The organism is Actinoplanes sp. NPDC051405 (assembly GCF_055586185.1).
Genome location: NZ_JBVJIR010000001.1, coordinates 413041 through 434866, shown reverse-complemented (window position 1 = coordinate 434866; position 21826 = coordinate 413041). Strand labels below are relative to the sequence as shown.

At 69.1% G+C, this 21826-nt stretch carries 16 protein-coding genes; 14 read left to right on the top strand and 2 right to left on the bottom strand.

Features of this window, described 5'->3' with window-relative positions; translation table 11 throughout:
• Window positions 1-1296 precede the first annotated feature (1296 nt).
• From ACZ6S4_RS01985 to ACZ6S4_RS01960, 6 genes are all read left to right on the top strand, one after another.
• Window positions 1297-1863, top strand: coding sequence for a zinc-ribbon domain-containing protein (locus ACZ6S4_RS01985; protein WP_465473076.1), 567 nt, complete (start codon window positions 1297-1299; stop codon window positions 1861-1863).
• Entirely contained in the window at window positions 1745-3562 is a 1818-nt protein-coding gene (locus ACZ6S4_RS01980) for a zinc-ribbon domain-containing protein (protein ID WP_465473484.1), read from the top strand. The genes ACZ6S4_RS01985 and ACZ6S4_RS01980 overlap by 119 nt, the downstream gene beginning before the upstream one ends.
• 18 nt (window positions 3563-3580) lie before the next feature.
• Window positions 3581-3961, top strand: coding sequence for a hypothetical protein (locus ACZ6S4_RS01975; protein WP_465473075.1), 381 nt, complete (start codon window positions 3581-3583; stop codon window positions 3959-3961).
• Between the two features lie 257 nt (window positions 3962-4218).
• Window positions 4219-4512 carry a hypothetical protein gene (locus ACZ6S4_RS01970; protein WP_465473074.1) on the top strand — a complete coding sequence of 98 codons (294 nt, stop codon included), beginning with the start codon at window positions 4219-4221 and terminating at the stop codon, window positions 4510-4512.
• Window positions 4513-4588: 76 nt separating this feature from the next.
• Window positions 4589-7594 (top strand): NACHT domain-containing protein, encoded by a 3006-nt coding sequence (locus ACZ6S4_RS01965; RefSeq protein ID WP_465473073.1) that lies wholly within the window; start codon window positions 4589-4591, stop codon window positions 7592-7594.
• A gap of 49 nt (window positions 7595-7643) precedes the next feature.
• Window positions 7644-8597 carry a DUF6454 family protein gene (locus ACZ6S4_RS01960; protein WP_465473072.1) on the top strand — a complete coding sequence of 318 codons (954 nt, stop codon included), beginning with the start codon at window positions 7644-7646 and terminating at the stop codon, window positions 8595-8597.
• Window positions 8598-8621: 24 nt separating this feature from the next.
• Here ACZ6S4_RS01960 and ACZ6S4_RS01955 read toward each other — a convergent pair whose 3' ends face one another.
• Complete coding sequence (locus tag ACZ6S4_RS01955; protein WP_465473071.1) at window positions 8622-9242, bottom strand: alpha/beta fold hydrolase; 621 nt, start codon at window positions 9240-9242, stop codon at window positions 8622-8624.
• 155 nt (window positions 9243-9397) lie between these two features.
• Here ACZ6S4_RS01955 and ACZ6S4_RS01950 point away from each other — a divergent pair, with 155 nt between their 5' ends.
• Window positions 9398-9910, top strand: a complete 513-nt coding sequence (locus ACZ6S4_RS01950) for a hypothetical protein (RefSeq protein WP_465473070.1) — start codon at window positions 9398-9400, stop codon at window positions 9908-9910.
• A 196-nt stretch (window positions 9911-10106) separates the two neighbouring features.
• Here ACZ6S4_RS01950 and ACZ6S4_RS01945 read toward each other — a convergent pair whose 3' ends face one another.
• Window positions 10107-11207: a hypothetical protein gene (locus ACZ6S4_RS01945; protein WP_465473069.1), complete on the bottom strand. Its 1101-nt coding sequence runs from the start codon at window positions 11205-11207 to the stop codon at window positions 10107-10109.
• Window positions 11208-11418: 211 nt separating this feature from the next.
• Here ACZ6S4_RS01945 and ACZ6S4_RS01940 point away from each other — a divergent pair, with 211 nt between their 5' ends.
• From ACZ6S4_RS01940 to ACZ6S4_RS01910, 7 genes are all read left to right on the top strand, one after another.
• The gene (locus ACZ6S4_RS01940; RefSeq protein WP_465473068.1) at window positions 11419-12690 is read left to right on the top strand and encodes a hypothetical protein; all 1272 of its coding nucleotides are present in this window, start codon (window positions 11419-11421) and stop codon (window positions 12688-12690) included.
• 779 nt (window positions 12691-13469) lie between these two features.
• Entirely contained in the window at window positions 13470-14834 is a 1365-nt protein-coding gene (locus ACZ6S4_RS01935) for an amino acid permease (protein ID WP_465473067.1), read from the top strand.
• Window positions 14831-16120 carry an arginine deiminase gene (locus ACZ6S4_RS01930; RefSeq protein WP_465473066.1) on the top strand — a complete coding sequence of 430 codons (1290 nt, stop codon included), beginning with the start codon at window positions 14831-14833 and terminating at the stop codon, window positions 16118-16120. Before ACZ6S4_RS01935 ends, ACZ6S4_RS01930 begins: the two co-directional genes overlap by 4 nt.
• Window positions 16117-17118, top strand: coding sequence for an ornithine carbamoyltransferase (gene argF, locus ACZ6S4_RS01925; protein ID WP_465473065.1), 1002 nt, complete (start codon window positions 16117-16119; stop codon window positions 17116-17118). The genes ACZ6S4_RS01930 and argF overlap by 4 nt, the downstream gene beginning before the upstream one ends.
• A gap of 3 nt (window positions 17119-17121) precedes the next feature.
• Complete coding sequence (locus ACZ6S4_RS01920) at window positions 17122-18054, top strand: carbamate kinase (RefSeq protein WP_465473064.1); 933 nt, start codon at window positions 17122-17124, stop codon at window positions 18052-18054.
• 50 nt (window positions 18055-18104) lie between these two features.
• Window positions 18105-18755 (top strand): SRPBCC family protein, encoded by a 651-nt coding sequence (locus ACZ6S4_RS01915; protein ID WP_465473063.1) that lies wholly within the window; start codon window positions 18105-18107, stop codon window positions 18753-18755.
• A gap of 241 nt (window positions 18756-18996) precedes the next feature.
• Window positions 18997-21741, top strand: coding sequence for an ATP-binding protein (locus tag ACZ6S4_RS01910; protein ID WP_465473062.1), 2745 nt, complete (start codon window positions 18997-18999; stop codon window positions 21739-21741).
• Window positions 21742-21826: the final 85 nt, after the last annotated feature.

Sequence of the window (21826 nt, the reverse complement as noted above, 5' to 3'; positions counted from 1 at the left end):
AACCGGCTCGCCGTAGCGAGCCGGTTCTGCGGAGCCATCGGCGGACTAACTAGCGTCTTTCGTTCCGCCCTAGATTGACGATCAACGCTGTTACACCCACGATGACCAGCATGCCTGCCACTGCGATGGCCACAGTCCACACTGCGACTGAAGTCGGATAGGCGGCCCCACCGAGGGAGATGGGCACCAACATGATGCAAAGAGTCTTGATGACCTTTTGTACTGGTTCGAGCAGTCTGACCACGTCGGTCGGCGCCTGCTCACCGTTAGGTTGATTGTCTCGGTCAACGCTACGGGTAGTGTTCCTGGACATGCGGCGACCTCCTTTCTTGGTTGCTAGAAGACACGGCATGCCTTGCGAGGTACGGGGTCATCGCAGTGAGAGCGATGTGAAAGCGCATCGAGCTCAAGGCGGGGGCGGCGCGACCGCAACGTGCCGTCCCCGCTGCTCAAGGCAGCCTTGTGCGGAAATCGCTGATAGGAAATAGCCGTCAGGCACCACCTTCGGTTGCTGGCACGGGGTCCGACTGGATATGCCGAGAACCGACCAACAACTCAGGTAACGACCACAAGCGAGCCTGGTTTCGAACCGTCGCAAGATTCTTTGCGGCGACCTGGGTTGCCGCTCGCGAACGGCAGCGTTCGCAGCACACCTCAACACAATTCAGACCGGCCGTATGCCATCGGCTCCCGACCTGGACCAAGGCATCGACACCCCACCCTCACCCAGGCGTCGGCACCCTCGTGCTACCTCCGTTGCAACGGCGCTGTCTCCTGTCATGGTCCGGTCAGTTTTCGGGGTTCAGGTGGTCGAGGAGCCAGCCGGTCAGACGCCGGTGGCGCTGGCGAAGACGCTGGTGATCACGGCGAGGACGATCCTGGTGGTCGCGCGACTTCTCGTTGTCGTATAGGAGGTCGCCGATCATCACGATGCACGCGAGGGGACACTCAATGGGCGCTGCAGCACAGATCGGCAGTGGCGGCAACGCCGTCGAGCCACGCTCGTGGGGGGACCGCGGTCGTCCTGGTGGCGGCCACGGCGGCCGTCGTCTGGGGTGTGCGGGCGGCAGGCAATGCGCGAGGCTGGTGTGGCGGGGCTGTCCGCGTCCGCCGCCACCACGCCGAGCAGAGCGCCGCGGTCACGTACGAAGTGTCTGGCGAGGGACGAGACCGCTGTCCGGAACATCTTCAGCCCGCTCCGGTGGCGGCGGTCGGGCACCAGCCCGGCCCTGCCCGGATGTTCAAAGTCCCGATGCCCAAGCTGAAACTGTCGTACCCCGATGCGATCGTGCGCCGGTGGTGAAGAGGAACATGCTGCGGGACGCGCACCCTGACCTGTACGCGCAGTTGCACCCGTCGCTGAACGACGACATTGTGGAGATCACGGCGGGCAGCGCGCGCAAGGTGTGGTGGTTCTGTGCGGTCGCGGCCGACCACGAATGGCAGGCGCCGGTCAACAGCCGCACGAACGGGTTGACCGGCTGCCCCTGCTGCGCACGGAAGAAAAATTCCGTGACGAATTCGCTCGCGACGCTGTCCCCAGCTCTCGCTGCTCAGCTCCACCCGGACCGCAACAACGGCCTGACCGCCGACCAGATCATCAACGGCAGCCATCAAAGGGTTTGGTGGCAGTGCCCTGAAGGTGCCGACCATGTCTGGCAGACCAAGGTCAACGGCCGGTCGATCAACGGCAACGGTTGCTCGTGCTGCGGGATTCCAGCTGTCGGTCACCAACGCGCTCGGCATCCGATTTCCCGACGTTGCGGCCCCGTTCGACCGAGAGCGCAACGACGGCCTCGATCCGAACGAGATCGTCTCTGGCAGCAACACACGGCGATGGAGGATGTGCCCGCATGGGCCTGACCACCGGTGGCGGGCCAAGGTCAACGAACGTACCTACGGCGAGCGGGGATGCCCGTTCTGTGCCGGTCAGAAGGCCTCGGTGACCAATTCGCTCGCCATGCCGAGCGCACTTGGTCCGAAGAGGCTCAGCGGGGCGCGCCGTCGTCGATGGATGGCTCAACGACGTGGACGGATGGTGGCGCTTGCCGAACCACCGCCTCTCATACTTCATCGAGGTGAGTCGGTCGTTGCCGCAATCCGAACCGCATCTGTCGGTGTAGAGCGGCGCGCCCAAAGCGACCGATGGCGGCCACCCGGTCAGCGCCGGAGCGGTGCACGCCCGAGACGTCTCGACGAGCGGACAGCCTACGCCGTCGACCGTGTCCGGCACCGCCGTGCGCGACGGGCCGGCGCCGGATCACAGCCCCACGTTCCGCAGACTCGATGTCCTCGAGTACCTCACCGAATCACAGCGGTTGCCCCACCCGTCCGCTTGCGGCTGTTTCCCCTGCCATGCGACCCGCTGCGCTTGCTTTCGCTTACCTCGAGAGCAGGCGGGACCTCGTCGCTGCTGGGCAGATCCGTCTGCGCGAAAATCAACTTCTTCGTCGTGGGCAGCTTTCCCGCCGCGAAAGCCAGCTTCTTCGCTGTAGACCGATCCATGGCAGCAGCCCGCAACTTCTTCGTCGTGGTGACGGAGGACGACTTTTTCGCCGACTTGGCCGTCACAGCGGACGTCGACTTCTTGGTCGCCGACCGGTTCGGCTTGGACCCGGCGGTCTCCAGCTTGATCAGCTTCTTGACCAACTCAGGCTTCTTCAGATCAGCGGTGCCCTTCACCCCACGACCTTGCAGCTCGCGGCGCAGTTCACCGACCTTCATCCGCGCGATGGCGCTCTCACTCACCTCAGGGGTGTTCGGAGTGTTGTTGCCGCCGGTCGACTTCTTCCGGCCGGACACCGACTTCTTGGTCGCCGACCGGTTCGGCTTGGACCCGGCGGTCTCCAGCTTGATCAGCTTCTTGACCAACTCAGGCTTCTTCAGATCAGCGGTGCCCTTCACTCCACGACCTTGCAGTTCGCGGCGTAGTTCACCGACCTTCATCCGCGCGATGGCGCTCTCACTCACCTCAGGGGTGTTCGGAGTGTTGTTGCCGCCGGTCGACTTCTTCCGGCCGGACACCGACTTCTTGGTCGCCGACCGGTTCGGCTTGGACCCGGCGGTCTCCAGCTTGATCAGCTTCTTGACCAACTCGGGCTTCTTCAGATCAGCGGTGCCCTTCACTCCACGACCTTGCAGCTCGCGGCGTAGTTCACCGACCTTCATCCGCGCGATGGCGCTCTCACTCACCTCAGGGGTGTTCGGAGTGTTGTTACCCCTGGTCGGGTTCTTGGCGCTCTTAGCAGCCACGCCGATACACCTCACATTCCCTCATTGTTCAGCTACCTCACCGGCCTTACCCAGCGATCCGCCGATCACACGGAGAACGCAGGGACAACGGCGCCCGCCACCTCAGCGGCAGTGGCTGAATGTCCGCGGAGAAGACCGCACGGTAACGGCAGGTCGGAATGGACTCCTGCGGAAGTACGCGGGGCGAGCGCGGCTCAGGGCGGTGACGCCGCGTGCGTTCACGGGCATCCAGCACCCGCCGGCATGCCGGATAGCCCCACCAAACGACGGCACTCGGTGCCTACCATCTCGCCGACTGTTGTCGCGGTGAGGCGAACCGGGGAGACGGATGAGCTACGACCTTGCGGTCTGGGAAGGGGAACGCCCGGCCGACGCTGACGGCGCGACGACCCTTGAAACGCTGTACAGGCAATACTTGGACACCTCGGCCGAGATGCGCCCGACGCCGGCAATTCGTGAGTATGTCGCAGCTCTGCTGGCCCGCTGGGTCGACATGACCGAGGACAAGGAAGACACCAGCCCTGGTCCGACGGGCCGCTCATCGACAACGCGCAGCATGGCTGAGGACGTTTCCGCGGCCGCGGATCGAATGACTGAGGAACGGAACTTGATCTGCTTCGACGTGCAGCGGAACTGCCTACGCCGCGGACGGCGAAGGTTAGCCGCTCGCATCTGCAGCTGCGCCCCTGAGCCGAAGCGTGGTAGTTGACACTGCGAGGTCTGGGTGACCTGCGCGATCAGAAGGGCAAGGCGCATTGGTTGTCATCGAATAGGCGTGCTACCTGTCACCACGGCAGGTAGCCCCGAAGGTGTCCGGATCGGCCGATGAGTCAGGGTGCGCGCCGCCGTGGAGCAAAGTCTTCCCGTGAGTGCCACTTCGGTTCCATCGTGGGCACGTATGCATTCGAAATACTGATCAATAACAGGGTCGCCCTCTTTGCGAGCACCGTGGCACGATGGCCGGCGATGACGATCGAGCCGGAGGGCCCGCGGCTGCGTATCAAAGCCCTCACCTGGGCGGACGTCGACCCCGATCGGCACCCGTTCGATCCGGGCACCGTGCTCGACGTCGTGCGAGCGGTGGCTCCCGCCGGCGGCGTGCCAGGGCCCTACCGGGACGACCTTGCCCATGTTTTCGATCGCGCCGAGGACGACGCGCGCTGGGACTGGCAGCGGGCGATGACATTTTCATGTCAGGTCACGTCAGCGGCGTCCGGTAGATCCGGTGCCCCAGGACGCTCGACGGCAACGTTCAGGTGAACGGGCAGGCGCGCCAGGTCCACCGGATGTTCACCGCGGGCCGTTACCGTCGTCCATTCGGGACACCGGGGGAAATTTGACCGACGCCATCTTCCTAGCGCTGCTGGGCATCGCGGGCGACGTGCTGCAGCGGATCGCCGGCGACGTGCTGACGGAGTTCGCTCAACGCCACCGAGCCGGTGGCCGCACCGAGGTGACCACGGGGCAGCTGCGGCGGGCAGTGGACCGCATGCGCTCCGGTCTGACCGAGCTGCGACAGAGCGACCTTCGCGATGTCGCACCGCACGAATGGGAAGCAGCGGTGTCGGTCGCGCGCAGCAGCCTCACCGGAGCCGGGATCGACCTCGCCCTGGTCTTCGACGCCGAGCTCGACCCGGCCCGCCTGGCCCGGATCGTCGAGGCCCGCGGTGCGGCGGATCTGGCGCGCGCGGGCCTCGACGCCGGCGGCACCGCGGTCTATCACCGGGTGGTCGGCCTGACCTGCGCGCAGCTGATCGCCTACTTCCGGTCGCAGCCGCAGTTCGAGGAGGTGGTGCAGACCCGTACCTTCTGGCGGGTCGGCGATGTCGCCCGCCAGCTCGACGCACTGCTGCAGCATCAGCGGTCGGCCGCCGGCATCGAGGATGCCGCCTTCGCCGCCCGGTACGCCGAAGCGGTCACCGACGCGCTCGGGCAGTTCGAACTGTTCGGGGTCACCCGTGGCCGGCGGCCGCGCCGGCACACGTTCGACAAGTACGTGACGCTCGCGGTCGCCCGCCGCACCCGCGGGGTGCCCGACGACGACGAGGATGGGCTCACCGGTGTCGGCATCGACGTGGCCAACGCCCTGATCGACAACCCCCGGGTGGTGATCCGGGCCGGTGCCGGAGCGGGCAAGACCACGCTGCTGCAATGGCTGGCCGCCAAGGTCGCCGACCGGATGGTCTGGACCCGGGACGGGTATCTGCCGTTCTTCGTGCCGTTGCGGCAGTTCGCCCAGGACTCCCACGAGCTGCCGTCGCCCGAGCAACTGCCGGCGATCGTCGCCCGGATGGTGGCGGGGGAGATGCCGGCGGGCTGGGCCAGCCGCCGGCTCGCGTCGGGCCGGGCGCTGCTGCTGGTCGACGGGGTGGACGAGCTGGCGCCCGAACGCCGGGAGGCGGCCCGCCGTTGGCTCGGTGAACTGGTCCGGGCGTACCCTCTGGCCCGTTTCGTGGTGACCAGCCGGCCCCCGGCGATCGAGGAGGACTGGCTGGCCGCCGAGGGGTTCGTGCCCTTCGACCTGCTGAGCCTGAGCGGGCAGGGGATCCAGGACTTCCTCGCCCGCTGGCACGAGGCCGCAGCCGAGGAATCCGGCGATGAGCCGGGAGCCGCCGACTGGCTCGAGACCTGCCGCCGGGAACTGACCGAGCTGATCGCCACCCGGCCCGAGCTGCGCCGCCTGGCCGCGAACCCGTTGCTGGCCGGGCTGATCTGCGCGCTGTACCAGGACCGGCACATGCACCTGCCGCGCGACCGCAAGAGTCTCTACGACGCCGCCCTCGAGTTGCTGTTGCTGCGGTGGGACGAGCGGCGCGGGGTCCGCACCGACCGGGCGCCGCAGCTGAGCATGGAGGAGCAGGTGGTGATCCTGCAGCGGCTGGCGTACTCGCTGGTCAAGAATCAGGACATCCTGCTGCCGCGGGCCGAGGCGATCCGACGGATCTCCCACGCGATGCGCGGGATCCGGCAGCACAGGGCCGAGCCGGAGTTCGTGCTGCAGCGCACGCTGGAGCGCACCGGCCTGCTGCGCGAGGTGTACGACGGCCAGATCCAGTTCGTCCACCGCACCTTCCGGGACTACCTGGCCGCCAAGGAGGTCGTCGACGCGGGCGACCTCGGCCTGCTGATCGACCACGCCCATCTGGACCAGTGGCACGACGTCGTGATCATGGCCGTCGCGCACGCCCGCCCGGCCGAGCGGGAACGGATCCTCACCGACCTGCTCCGCGGAAACGCCGCCGCCCGGGAGCGCGGCGTGCTGCACGACCGGCTGCGTCTGGTCGCCGCGGCGTGCCTGGCCCAGGCCGACGTGACGGACAGCGACGAGATCCGCGATCAGGTGCATCAGGCGGCTCGGCGGCTCATCCCGCCGGCCACGCTGGACGACGCGGAGCTGCTGGCCAAGGCCGGCCCGTTCGTGCTGGACCTGCTGCCGGGCCCGCAGGGACTCGACGACGAACAGGCCGCTCGGGTGATCCGCACCGCCGCGATGATCGGCGGCGAGGGCGCGCGCGACATCATCGCCCGGTTCACCGGCATCGACCAGTCCATGGTGATCGACGAGCTGCTACGCGCCTGGCGCCTGTCCGAGGACCCGGAGAGGTACGCCACCGCGGTGCTGGCAGATGTGGAGTTCGGCGACCGCCAGCTGGAGATCCAACGCTGGTCGCGGGTGCAGTACCTGCGGCACCTCAACAAGCTGACGATCGTCTCCTGCCGCGGCGATCTCACCCCACTGGACCCGTTGGCCGCCATCCCGGGCCTGCGCCGCCTGGAGCTGCTGCAGAACACGGTGCTGCGCGATCTCTCCCCGCTGACCGCCGCGCGCAACCTGCGAGAACTGCACCTGGCCAGCTGCCCGTTGCTGCGTGACCTGAGCCCGCTGGCCCGCACCCAGGTGTCGGAGCTGCACCTGCACCTGATGAACGCCCCGTTGGAGACGCTCGGGGCCGCGCAGATCACCCGTCTGGTGATCCGGGACCGCAGCCTGGCCGCCGGCCTGGACCCCCTACCGGCCGGCCTGCCGTTGACCGACCTGGTGCTGGACAACCGCCCACCGGACCGTAACCTGCGTGGCATCGAGCGGCTACCGGCGCTGACCCACGTCGAGTTCTTCGGCACGCCGGATCACGAGGAGTTCGCGGCGTTGAGCCGGCTCCCCGTCCTGACCAGCCTCACCGTCCACCAGCCCGACACGGTGGATGACCTCGTGCGGCTCCCGACTCTGCAGCACCTGGCTGTCGACGGGATACCGGACGCCCAGCAGTCAGCGGTCCTTGCCAAGCTCAAGCAATCCGACCAGCTGTCGATCACGCTCAACGGCGAGACCATCGCCTCCTGACGGGCTGGCCGGCCTGGAGAGGCTTCGGCCGGGGATAGAAAGGACCATCATGATCAGCAGGAAGCTGGCCGTCGCCGCCGCCGTACCGGTGATCATCGCTGCCGGTCTCGTGGCCGGCGTGCCGTCCGGGGCCGCCGCCCGTCCGAAGGACTCCGCGCTGGTCGCGGCGGTGACCAAGACGACGCGCGGCACACCCTGGACGATGACCCGGAAGATCAAACTGAACTTCCCGACGTACCACCCGCAAGGTCTGGCCCGGGTGGGTGACCGGCTGTTCCTGTCCAGTGTGGAGATCCTCGAGGCGCCGGTGCGTTATCCGGAGCCGGTCGGCGGATACGACCGCACGCCCGGCAAGGGACGCGGCCATGTCTTCGTGCTGGACCTGAACGGCAATCTCCAGCGCGACATCGTGCTCGGCGAGGGGGACATGTACCACCCGGGCGGCATCGATGTCGAAGGGCGTTCGCTGCTGGTGCCGGTGGCCGAATACCGGCCGAACAGCCGGGCCATCGTCTACCGCATCGATCTTGCGTCGTTGACGGTGCGGGCCGCCTTCCGGGTCAGCGATCACGTCGGCGGTGTCGTCGCGGACCCGGTGAGCCGCCAGATCTACGGAGTGTCCTGGGGGTCGCGGACGTTCTACAGCTGGACCGGCACGGGCCGTCAACTGGATCGCCGGACCAACCCCCACCACTTCATCGACTACCAGGATTGCGCATACACCGAACGCCGGATGATGGCCTGCACCGGCATCACCGAGTACGTCAACGCGGCCGGTGCCAAGTTCGAGCTCGGTGGCATCGCCCTGATCGATCTGCGGTCTCTGCAGGTACGTCATGAGGTGCCGTTCCAGCAGTATTCGTCGGCGGGGCACGTGGCCACGCGTAACCCGGTCCACCTGGAGGCCGAGGGGCGGACCCTGCGGGTGTGGGCGGCGCCCGACGACGGCGAAGAGACTGCGGGCACCGAGATCCTGGTCTACGAGACGCGCGTGCCGGCCTGAGCCTCCTCGAGGAACGCGACGACCTCAGTCCTGAACCGGTCCGGGGCAAGGCTGTGCACGCGATGCCCGACCGGGATCGTCGTGAGCCGGGCCGCCGGAATGCCCCGCCGCTACGTCGGCCAGTCGCCGTGGCGGGATCAAGCTGGACGGACCGACGGACAGGATCAGAGTGGGCTGCCGCAGCTCGCCCAGCCGCGCCCACCAGCCGGGGTCCGGACGCGACAGCTGGCGGAAGATCGACCGCATGGCGCGCAGTTCGTAGTCACGGCTCGAGATCGCGACAGTTACCGCTGCGGCGAGCAATGGAATCGGGCCGACGCCGTTCAACAGCGCGGTACGTCGTGGCGGGGCCGCCAGATCTTCCAGGACCAGCCGGGTGATCCGATCGGGCGAATGCAGCGCGGCGGCAAGGGCGGCATATCCACCGACCGAGTGCCCGACCAGGACGACGCCTCGCAGATCCAGAATGTCCAGCAGGCCGAGGACGTCATCTCGGATGCCGGTCAGAGAGTAGTCGGCAGTCCGGGCGCTGCTGGCGTGACCGCGCAGGTCAAGAGCGACCGTCCGATGACCCGCGGCGGTCAGGTGCGCGGCGAATCCGTCCCAGGTGCGCGCGTTGCTCCCGCTTCCGTGCAGCAGTGCCACGGGTACGCCGGCCGGATCGCCAGAATCCCGGCCGGCGGACGTGGACGATCGGGCCCGCCCACGGCACCGTTCTGCGGCTCCTGGTCGGCGAGCCCCCGGCCGAATTCTTGTGACCGGAGGCGGCGGAATCGGTCGGTCCCGATAGGGTGGGGCCCATGAAGAAGCCCCTTGGCGTCGCGGTCGTGGTCACCGGCCTGGCGGCTGCCGCGTCGCTCAACTCCATCGGGGTCGCTTCGGCGGGTCAGCAGCCCGTGCCGGCCGTGGTCGCCTCCACCTCGATGACGAGCGTGGCCGTGCCAGCACCTCCGGCGATCAAGGACAGCGACCCGTCGCTCACGTTCGTGCAGAACGGCCGCATCGTCACCGTCACCCGCAGGTCCACGCCGGTCGCCACCGTGACGCTCGCCTCGACCACCTGGTCGGCCCACTCCGCCACGGCCGTCCTCACGGTCACTGCCACCCGTCCGATCATCGTCGACCCGGGGATGTTCATCCTCTACGACGCCGAGGGCTGGGAGAATGAGGCGGAGCAGAGCAAGCCGGTACGGTTCGGGGCCGGCACCGCCGCGCTCACCCTGACGTTCACCGGCACCCCTGCACGGCCCGAGGCCTTGGGCTGGGTGGCGCAACCCGACGGGGATGCCGTCGCCGTGTGGGAACGCGGCTGAACACGCCCGCTGTCGGACCAGTCAACTGGAGCGACGATCTCGTCGATGTGGTCGAGCACGTCGTCGGATAGCACGACGTTGCCGCCTTGAGCCGGGCCGATGATCGCGTTGGTGATGCCCGGGCGTTGAAGCACGAACGCGACGATGTCCGGCCGGAGGATGCGCTGGAGTAGACGCGCGCCTGGACGATGCCGTCTCAGGTGGGCGACAGGCAGAAGCCCTTGGCCTGGCGTTCGGGGAGCAACTCGTGGGTGACGTAGTAGCAGCCCACGGGATCGTCGGCCGAAGTGGTCAGCTCCCATGTCCCGAAGCCGGTGTTGTCCACTCGCACCGGGTGCGAGGTCAAATACCGCATCGGGGCGCCCGGGGCCAGGGGGTACGGCCCGCTGTAGATGCGCAGCGGCACCTCCGAGTCCGGCGGGAACCCGCCGACGGCCAGGCGGAAAGTGGTGCCACGGGGGCTGTGCAGCGGAAAGGCGTTGCCCTCGTTGTCGACTAGGGGCAGCAACTGAGGGGACTCGGCCCGCCGCAGCTCGACGACCTTTGTGGTGGAGCGTGTTCCCTGGACCGCTCGGATGACGTGGTTCCCCACCTCGCCGGAGAGGCTGCGCATCGAGAATGCGGTCAGACTGTCGCCCTCCCCGGGCAGCATCGTCCACGACCGCACGACGCGCCCCGACGGCGCGGTCACCGATACATCCAGCCGTACGCCGGGCGTCACCCCGTTGATACACAACACATTGACGTCGGGCATGGTCATGAAGGCGCGGCTGAGCGAGCCGGAGGCGCTGACCTCGAACTTGCCCGTCACCTGGCACGGGTTGTTGCCACCCTGGAAAAAGCGCAGCTGAGCGCGTACACCGCCGGGAACCGGGTCATGGCGGGCAATCACGCTCACGGAAGTTGGCCGACCCGGATCCGGGTCACCGCCGGAGCTACGTGCCGGGGTGGGGTCCGGGTCTGCAGGCGGTGAAGCCGTGCTGTGCGCGGCCGGCAGCGGTGCGGGCTCGCGATGTGGACGAGCCGGCGGAGGCTGCCAGGCGAAGGGGCGGTCAGACGGCGCCAGCTGGGTCATACCGTCCCGCTGATTCTGCAGGTCCTCAACGGGCTGTCCCGGCGCCGTCGAGGGCAGCGGCGGCACCTGCGGGGTGGTGAGCGGCGTGGCGGGCGCCGAAGCCGCTTGCGGGGCGACAGGCACCGGAGTGGCGGTCCGCTCTTCGTCGAGCACTGAGCAGGAAGACACCGCCAGCAGGGCTGTCACCCCGGCCGTCAGCCAGGCTGGTCTGCTGCTGCGCATCTTTGGTTCCTCAGCTCGCCGACGGGTCCGGGCAGCCTGGAAGCGGCCGTCCCTGAGGGCATAACGATTGTGGGGCGTCCCAGTTGGGCATGGAGTGGAAAGTGGTGGGAGTTTCGACCGTTCGGGGGAAGGTCCCGGCGTGGGAGAAGCGGTGCCCGGGTCTCGGCGCCGTCGCAGCGCTCTTCTCGGGCGTTTCCGAACGAAACATGCCATGACGCTGGCGGCGGGGGCCTGCGTACTGGCGGCCATCGGGCTCACCAGCGACCTGAACAGTCTGCTGCCCGAACGCCCGTGCTGGATGCGGACGGAGTCCCGCCTCGGCGCGGCCTACAACGTCGCCGTAGGCGATCCCGTCGTGGTCCGTCCCACCGGCGATGAGGCCGGCGGTTCACGGGCTCGCGAGGTGGCACGCCAGATCGCCGACAGCCTGGAGAAGCAGCTGACCGCCGAACTGAACGACGGCGCGCTGGTGCAGGTAGGGGGATTGTGCGGCGACGGCGTCTCGGACGACGACGGCGACAGCCGCGCCGCCCTGGAGGAGGTCCGCCGGACCCTCAACGGCGACATCGCAGTCTCACTCGTGCTGCATCCACGCCGCCACCACACCCGGGTGCGCCTCCAGCTGGCCATCGGCGGCGACCGTCTGGGTGAGGCCGCTGAGCTTGCCGGGTTCTCGGAGCTCGACGAGCTGGACCTCGGCGACTTCCCTGGCGCCGGCCCGACCGGCCCCCTGCTGACCGCCGCAGCCGAGCAGCTCGAGACGTACGTGCAGCTGTTGCGCGCCGTCCACCAGTACTCGACGCGGCAGTACCCGACCGCGGAAAAGACCCTGAAAGGGCTGCTTGACGGGCATCTTGAGCCGCGGGCCCACCGCCTCGCTCTGGTGCTGCTCGGCAACACGTACGGCCGGCTCGGCTCCGGCCGCAATCTCACCCTTGCGGGGCAGGCGTACAAAGCGGCTCTTCGTCTTGACGCGAGTTATCCCCGGGCCCGGCTCGGGCTCGCCGAGATGGCCTACCAGCGGGGCGCGGTCCGTTGCTTCGCTCTGCGTCCCGCTGAGCGTCGCGCGTTGGCGGCCGCGTACGCGCAGTACAGCGCGGTTGCCGGGTATCCCGGCGCAGCGGACGTCCCGGATGTGGACGCCCGGGCCCGGGCCGGCATGGGCCGTGTGGAAACCTGCCGCCTGCTGGCCGGCGAGGCGTTCCGGCGCCCCGCGGCCGTCGAGCACCACAGATTTGTCATCGATCGCTACGTTGCCGACCCTCGCCGTACCTGGCTGCGCACTCCCGCGGCCGAGGCGTACGGGCTGCTGGGCGCCATCGACGTTGGCTTGCCGGGCGATCCGGCGCACGCAGAGGCGTGTTACCGCAGAGCCGCCGACCTGGCTCTCGCCGAGCGGGCTGCTCTCTTTGCCGCTGCCGCCGACGCGCTGCGGGATCAACGCAGCCGGGATGACGTCGCTGGAGCCGGCCCTTCCTGCTGAACCGGCTGGGGGCGTACGGCGCGGTAACCGCGTCGGCGACGTCAGCGCTCGTCGGTGCGGTGGACCCATGACCGGTCGCTTCACTCCCGCAGGCAGACCGCGGTCGAACGGACGGTCGCAGGGCCGTGGCGGCATCGATAGCAGGCCCGGCCGTAATTCCAGTGTGTGCATCCATGGCCCGGCCACCGATGTTGCAGTAGATGAGGCCTGTCAGCACGTAGCGGCGAAGGGATCCGTCGGCCGGGGTCGGGGCGGTGTGAACCCGTGAACCGCGACGAAGTCGGCTTCACTGACCAGTCCTGGGTGACTGGGTGCGGCCGAGATGACCCAGTGCGGGACGGTGGTTCGCCGCAATGGTGGCCAACTCGGTTTTTGCGCTGGCCCGGCCGGGGTGGATCGGCGCGCCCGCGTCTTGTGCTGCTGATGGGCCCAAGCGGTGAGCGGGCTGACGGTGGTGTGGATCGGATCGTTGCTGCTGATGGCGACTCCGCTGCTGGCGGCTGCCCCGTCTGCCCAGGTTGAACGGGTTGTGCTCCAGCCCAATGCCATGTCAATCGATGGGCTGTCTCGGGATGGCCGCATCGTGCGATCGCTCCGAAACGCGGGGCCTCTTCAGAGCAGGATCCTAGGACGCTTTGCTGGTGGTGCCGTTCTGCACGCCGGCGTGGAGTCTGCATCGCGGGGGGAGCGAGGCTCGGCGATCCGGGAACCGATGTCACGAAGCAGCTATGACGCCTTGTCCTCTGTGTCGACGACACGTGGACGAAAGGTTGGTCGCCATGAGCACCACAGTCTCTCGCGGCACGCCGCCGCGGTCGCCGGAAGGATCGGTACCGGACCAGCCGGCCGGAAGGCGCCTCGGTCTGCCCGCCGCCACCGCGCTGGTGGTCGGGTCGGTGATCGGCACCGGCGTCTTCGCGCTGCCGTCGGCGCTGGCCGGCTACGGCCCGATCGCGTTGGTCGCATTCGCGCTGGTGACGCTCGGTGCGATCGCGCTGGCGCTGACGTTCAGCTCGCTGAACGGGCGGAACCCGGGATCCGGCGGTCCCTATCTGTACGCCCGGGAAGCGTTCGGTGACTTCGCCGGTTTCCTCAACGCCTGGAGCTACTGGATCACCGCGTGGGCCGGCAACGCCGCCATCGTGGTGGCCTGGGTCGGCTACGTCGAGGTCTTCTGGAACACCTCGCACAACACCGGCTGGTCGATCGGGACAGCGCTCGCCGGGTTGTGGTTGCCGGTCTGGGTCAACCTGGCCGGAATCCGCAGTCTCGCGGTGGTGCAGGTGCTCGGCACGGTACTCAAGTTCGTGCCGCTGTTGTTCATGGCGACGGTCGGTCTGCTGTTCATCGACTCCGCCAACTTCGGCGAGTTCAACGCGAGTGGCGGCTCCGCGCTGGGTGCGATCAGCGCAGCGGCGGCGATCGCGCTCTTCGCGTACATCGGGATCGAGACCGCCTCGGTGGCCGCCGGCCGGGTGGCGGATCCGCGGCGCAACGTCGGCCGCGCGACGGTGATCGGCACTCTTGCTTGCGCGCTGGTGTACATCCTCGGCACGGTGGCCGTCTTCGGCACCGTCAGCCGCGACGTGCTGGTCTCGTCGACGGCGCCGTTCGCCGACTCGGCCAACGCGATGTTCGGCGGCCGGTGGGCCGGGGACGTGGTCGCGGTGGCAGCGATCGTTTCCGGCCTCGGTGCGTTGGTCGGCTGGACCCTGGTTGTCGGCGAGATGCCACAGGCGGCGGCCCGGCACCGGCTGTTCCCGGCCCGGTTCGCCCACGACAGCCGGCGGGGTGTGCCGGCCTACGGCATCGTCACCGGGAGTCTGCTGGCGTCGGCGTTGACGGTGGTGAGCTATACCAGTTTCGGCAAGGTGTTCACCACCGTGGTGCTGCTGTCGGTGCTGACAGCCGTCATCCCGTATCTGTTCTCGGCCGCGGCCCAGCTCTACTGGTTGCTGACCGAGGGCCGCCGGGTTCGTGCCCGCCACCTGGTGCGTGACCTGGTCGTGGCCGTCGCCGCTCTGGTGTTCAGTTTCTGGGCCTTGGCCGGCAGCGGCTACCAGGCCGCCTACTACGGGCTGTTCTGCCTGCTGCTCGGATTGCCCGTCTATCTGTGGCTCAAAGCTGAAGGAGTACGACGATGACCCTCACCAACACAACCACCAACACCAACGCCGGCAGCGGCCTGACCGTCGGCGTGGACTCCGAGATCGGCGCGCTGAGTGAGGTCATCGTGCACCGTCCCGGTCTCGAGCTCGACCGGCTCACCCCCGCCAACATCGCCGGCCTGCTCTTCGACGATGTGCTGTGGGGCAGCCGCGCCCGCGCCGAGCACGACGCGTTCGTCGAGGCGCTGCGCGACTACGACGTGACGGTTCACCTGTTCGGCGACCTGCTCGCCCAGGCGTTGTCCACCACCGACGGCAGGGCGTTCGCCCTCGACCGCACGATCACCGCGGAACGCCTCGGAGCCGGTCTGGCCCGAGAGGTCCGCGCGCTGTTCGACGACGCTGACCCGTCCGCGCTGGCCGACTATCTCATCGGCGGGGTCACCAAGGCCGACCTGTCACCGCTGAGCCGTCCCAGCCTGCGCTGGCAGGCCCTGGACATCGACGACTTCGTCCTGGCCCCCTTGCCCAATACGATCTTCCAGCGTGACAACGCGGCCTGGATCGGCGCCGGTGTCACCGTCAACCCGATGGCCAAGGCGGCGCGCCGTCGCGAATCCGTCAACACCCGCACCGTCTACCGCCACCATCCGCTGTTCCGCGACGCGAACTTCACCTTCCACTACGGCGACGACGACGCCGATCTGGCGCCGGCGACGCTGGAAGGCGGCGACATCCACGTCATCGCCCCGGGCGTCGTTGTCGTCGGCATGGGTGAACGCACCACCCCGATGGGTGTCGAGGCGCTCGTCCGCCGGCTGTTCGCCGCCGGCCAGGCACACCTCGTGCTCGTGGTCGAGTTACCGAAGACCCGCTCCGCGATGCACCTGGACACGCTGCTGACCATGATCGACTTCGCTACCTTCGTCGCGTATCCGTACCTTGCGTGGGACGAGGTCCGATGTTGGCGCCTCACCCCCGGTGCCGGCGAGGCCGAACTCGAGATCGAGGAGAGCCGCGGCGTGCCGGCCGCGCTCGCGCAGGCGCTCGCCGTGGATGCGGTCACCGTGCTGATGCCCGAGGCCGATCGCAGCAACGCGCAGCGGGAGCAGTGGGACGACGCGGACAACTATCTGGCCATCGCACCCGGCGTGGTCCTGGGTTATGACCGCAACGTCGTCACCAACACGACATTGCGCCGCCACGGTATCGACGTCATCACCCTCGCCGGCAGCGAGCTCGGCCGCGGCCGGGGCGGCGCCCGCTGCATGAGCTGCCCGATTCGCCGCCGTCCGCTGGTGAGCAAGGGAGACCTGTCATGACTTCGCAACTTCGTTCAGGCTCGTTGTTGCAGGACCTGGACCTGGACAAACAACAGTTCCTCGACGTGCTGGCCCTGGCCGGGCAGCTCAAACGCGACAAGCAGCACGGCGACGAGATTCCCCGGCTGCGCGGCCGGACGATCGCGCTGGTGTTCCAGAAGAACTCCACGCGCACCCGCTGCTCGTTCGAGGTGGCCGCGTACGACCAGGGCGGACAGGTCACCTACCTCGGTCCCGAGGGCTCGCACCTGGGTCGCGAGGAGTCCGTCGCAGACACCGCCCGCGTGCTGGGGCGCATCTTCGACGGCATCGCTTTCCGGGGGTACGCCCACGAGACCGTCGAGCAGTTCGCCGAGCACGCCGGCGTACCGGTCTGGAACGCTCTGTCCGATTCCTGGCACCCGACCCAGAGCCTCGCCGACGTCATGACCATGACCGAGCACGACGGCGGCGATGTCGAGGACATCGCGTTCTGCTTCACCGGCGACGGCCGCGGCAACGTCGCCCGGTCGCTGCTGGTCACCGCGGCGGTGCTGGGCATGGATGTCCGCATCGCGGCGCCGGCCGGCCTGCAGCCGCCGCCGGAGGTCGTGGCGGCGGCCGAGGACGCCGCGCGCACCAGCGGCGCACGGCTGCTGGTCACCGACGACCTGCATACGGCGGTACGCGGCGCCGGTTTCATCTGTACCGACGTGTGGGTCAGCATGGGCGAGCCCGACGACGTGTGGGCGGACAGAGTGCGCTCGCTGTTGCCGTACCGCGTCACCGACGACGTCCTGGACTGGAGCAACCGGTCCGAGGTGCGGTTCATGCACTGCCTGCCGGCGATCCACAACCGCGACACCGTCATCGGCGCCCGGCTGCACCGGCAGTTCGGTATCGACGGCGCCGAGGTGACCGAAGAGGTGTTCGCATCCAAACGGTCGATCGTCTTCGACCAGGCCGAGAACCGGATGCACACCATCAAGGCGCTGCTCGTCCGGGCCCTGGCGGACTGAGCCGTGCGTATCGTCATCGCGCTCGGCGGCAACGCCCTGATGCAGCGCCGTGAACGGCCCGACGCCGATGTCCAGCAGGTGCACGTACGGCAGGCCGCGCAGGCCCTCGCGCCGCTGGCGGCAGAGCACCAGCTGATCGTGTGCCATGGCAACGGGCCCCAGATCGGCCTGCTCGCCCACGAGAGCGAGACCGATTCGGCGCTCAGCCGGCCGTACCCGCTGGACGTGCTCGGCGCACAGACCCAAGGCATGATCGGTTACCTGCTCGTGCAGGAACTGGCCAACGCCGGCGTGCAGAAACCGGTGGTGGCGCTGGTGAATCAGACCGTCGTCGACCCCGATGATCCGGCCTTCGCCGCGCCGGCCAAGTTCATCGGCGCAGGCTACTCCCGCGCGGAGGCCGAGCGGGCCGCGACCCGGTTCGGCTGGGTGGTGGCGGTCGACGGCGACCGCTGGCGCCGGGTCGTGCCGTCACCCGAGCCGCTGCGGGTCGTCGAGGAGGAGACGATCCGCGCTCTGGTCGACCGCGACGTCGTCGTCGTGTGCGGCGGCGGCGGCGGAGCCCCGGTGGCTGAGGACCGCATCGGCCGGCTGAACGGGGTCGAGGCCGTGGTGGACAAGGACATGACCGCTGCGCGGCTCGCCCTGACCCTGCGGGCGGATCGGCTGCTGGTGCTCACCGACGTGCCGGCGGTCATGCGGGACTTCGGGACTCCCAGGGCCGCGCCGATCCGAGCCGCTGACGCCGAGGCGCTGTCCGTTCTGCCGTTCCCGGACGGCTCGATGGGCCCGAAGGTCGACGCCTGCGTGTGGTTCGCCCGTGCCTCCGGGCAGCCGGCGGCCATCGGCGCACTCAGCGACGCGGCCGAGGTGCTCGCCGGCCGTGCCGGTACGACGATCGCACCGGCGCGGCAGCAGGCGCAGGTACGGTCATGAGCACCCCGGGTCGCGCGTCACGAACCGGCCGCCACTGCGGTCCTAGTGGCATGACGACAAAGCCGCGATGGTCACCGCCCCGCGCCACCCGCATCGACCTGGCCGTCCAACTCCGCGACGTCCTCGACGACCTGCCCCGCTTCCTGGTCGCGCCGTTGCGGCGGCGATGGCATATGACCTGGGGCGCCACCCCGGCGGAGGTGACCGCGCCGATGCCGGGTGACGGCCTGCTGCCCACGGCGCAGTACCGCGCCACCCGGGCCATCACCATCGGGGCCCCGCCGGAGCGGGTGTGGCCGTGGCTGGTGCAAGTCGGGGTCGGCCGCGGCGGTTGGTACGCCGACGACCTGCTGGACAACCTCGCACGGCCCAGCGTCCGGTGCATCGTGCCTGAGCTGCAAGATCTGCGGGTGGGTCAGCGGCTACCGATGATCCCGCACTCCGGCGAACGCACGGCCTTCACCGTCGACAGCTTCGACCGGCCGTCCTGGCTGCTGTGGCGTACCCCGAACCGCACCTTCGCCTGGCGCCTGACGCCGCTGAGCGGCGGACAGACCCGCTTGATCAGCCGCATGCACACCCGCTACGAATGGCGGCGGCCGTTGACGCTGTTCACCGTGCTGCTGATGGAACTGGCCGACTACCCGATGATGCGGCGCATGCTGCGCGGAATCCGGGAGCGCGCCGAGACTGTGCGCTGACCATGATCGACCTCCTGGTTGCTCTCAGCCTCCAGCGCGCGGACAAGGAGACGTTGTCGAGGCGGACCGCCGTCACGTTTCGCACAGCTGCTCGGTCTCAGAGGCAGAACGGAGGACCGACATGACGGAGCCAAGAAGGTTTCAGGTGCTGCTCGGGAACCCCCAGATGCAGGCATTGCTCCGCGGGGCGGCGCACGCGTCCCATCCGGCAGCCAAGCGTCGACACTGAGGTGGCCGGACCGTGACCAGCGGAGCTGCGGCGCGAAGGCTGCATGGACGGGCCAAGGAGTGCGCGGTCCTGGAGGCAATGGTTGCTGACGTCCGCTCCGGTCTGGGGCGGGCCTTGCTGATCCGTGGTGACGCGGGTGTCGGGAAGTCGGCTCTGCTCGACTACGTCGAGGGGCGTTCGACCGGATGCACGGTCGCCCGCGCCACCGGGGTCGAATCGAAGATCGAACTTCCCTACGCGGGTCTGCATCAGTTGTGCACGCCGATGCTGGGCGTTCGTGATCGCTTGCCGACTCCGCAGCGGCAGGCCCTCACTGTGGCGTTCGGCGACAGCGTCGGAAGTCCGCCGGACAGGTTCCTGGTCGGATTGGCGGTGCTGAGCCTGCTGGCGATGGTGTCGCAGAACAGGCCGCTGCTGTGTTTGATCGACGATGCGCAATGGCTGGACCAGGTTTCGGCGCACACACTGACGTTCATCTCCCGGCGCCTGCTGGCCGAGCCGATCGGTGTGGTCTTCGCCGTCCGCGAACCGGCTCACGGGTCGACCTGGCGGGGTTTGCCGGAGCTGAGCGTCCGCGGCCTGGCCGACGAGGACGCCCGCACGCTGTTGGACTCGGTCGTGCCCGGACGCCTCGACGAGAATGTGCGGGATCGGATTGTCGCTGAGACGCGCGGCAACCCCCTGGCCCTGCTGGAGCTGCCACGCGGATTGAGCGTGGCGGAGATAGCGGGCGGCTTCATGCGCCCCGACGCGCGACCGTTGTCGAGCCGGATCGAGCGGAGCTTCGTCCTGCGGGTCAGGTCACTGCCGCCGGCGACACGGAAGGTGTTGCTGACGGCGGCGGCCGAGCCGATCGGCGACGTGACGTTGTTGCTGCGCGCCACCAAGATCCTGGATCTTCCGCTGTGCGCGGTCGTGCCGGCCGAGGCCGCGGGGTTGATCGAGCTGGGAATCCGGGTACGGTTCCGGCACCCACTGGTGCGGTCGGCGGTCTACCGTGCGGCTGCGCCTGCGGACCGACGAGAGGTGCACCGGGCCCTTGCCGAGGCGACCGATCCGGCTGTCGACCCTGACCGGCGCGCGTGGCACCGGGCCTACGGGGCGGTCGCCGCCGATGAGCGAATCGCCGCCGAGTTGGTCAGCTCCGCCGACCGGGCCCGGCGTCGAGGTGGTGCCGCGGCCGCGGCCGAGCTGCTGCGGCACGCGACACGGCTGACTCCGCACTCGGCGACGCGCGCCACCCGCGCATTGGCCGCGGCCGAGGCGGAGATGCAGGCCGGCGCCTTCGACGCCGCGCTGACGCTGCTGGGCGAAGCCGGGGACTGCTGGGTCGATGAGCTGCACCTGGCGCGGCTGAAGCTGCTGCGGGCACAGCTCGCCTTCGCCTCCGGTCACGACATGACCGCACCGCGCCGGCTCCTCGAGGCCGCCCGCTGGCTCGCACCGCTCGACGGTGATCTCGCCCGCACGACGTACCGCGATGCGATGGCGGCCGCCATCCTCGCCGGCCGGTTCGCCGACGACGCCGGTTTTCTCGACATGGTGCGTGCCGTGCGGGCAGCGCCGAGACCGGTGCGGGCGCGCGCCGGGGATCTCCTGCTCGACTGCCGCGCAGCGTTGTTGACCGACGGCTACGAGGCCGCCGTGCCCCTGGCGAGGGCGGCACTGTCCGCGTTTCGCCGCGAGGACACATCCGAGGCGGGCGAGTTGTCCTGGTTGTGGCTTGCGGCGATGACCGCCGCCGAGACGTGGGACGACGAGAGCTGGTCGATACTGACCGCTCGGCACGTTCAGGCCGCGCGGGATGTGGGTGCCGTCGCGGAGCTCCCGCTGGCCTTGCATTCGCTGGTCGTCGTGCACCTGTTCGCCGGTGAACGCACGGCGGCCGCGTCTGCGGTCGCGGAGATCCAGGCGATCGGCGAGGCGACCGGGCGCGGGCTCGCCCCGTACGGTGAACTCGCGCTGGCGGCCTGGCGCGGGAACGAAGCCGAGGCTGTCCCGCTGATCGCGGCGAGCATGGCCGACGCCACGGTCCGCGGAGAAGGCGCTGGTGTGATGGTCACGCACTGGGCGCGGTCGTTGTTGCTGAACGGGCTCACCCGCTACGCCGAGGCCATCCCCGCGGCTCGTGCGGCGGCTGAGCATCCGCTCGAGTCCGCGGTCGTCTATTGGGCACTGGCGGAGCTGATCGAGTCGGCCGTCTACAGCGGCCGGCTGCAGCTGGCAGCGAGCGCCTACGAGCGCCTCGCGGCGACGACTCGAGCGTGCCGGACTGATTGGGCGCTCGGTGTGCAGACCCGGTCGGGCGCACTGCTGGCTCCGCACGATGCGGCGGAAACGTTGTACCGGCAGGCGATCGAGCACCTCGGCCGGACCGGACTGCGGATGGAGCTGGCCCGCGCCCACCTGGTGTACGGCGAATGGCTGCGGCGGCTGGACCGGAGCCTGGACGCCCGCGCCCACCTGAGCAGCGCGTACGACATCTTCACCGCGGCCGGCGCTGACGCGTTTGCGGACCGCACCCGTAGGGAGCTGACCGCCGCCGGCAGGGCGTTGGCCGAACACCGCGCCCGGGCGAGTGACATCCTGTCGCCCCGCGAGGCGCACCTGCTCAGACTCGCCAGCAGCGGGCTGACCAGCACCGACATCGGTACTCTGCTCCTGCTCAGCCCGACCACCGTGGAGTGGTACTTGGGCAAGGTCTTCACCAAGCTCGGAAACGCCTCACGCCTGCAGCTCGGCCCGCCGGATACCTGAGCCCCCTTGCCGTAGAAGATCCACCGGCCCGGGTGTCACAGATCGAGCCGCCACGCGGTCCTCCTCGCAGAAGACCCAGCGCTGA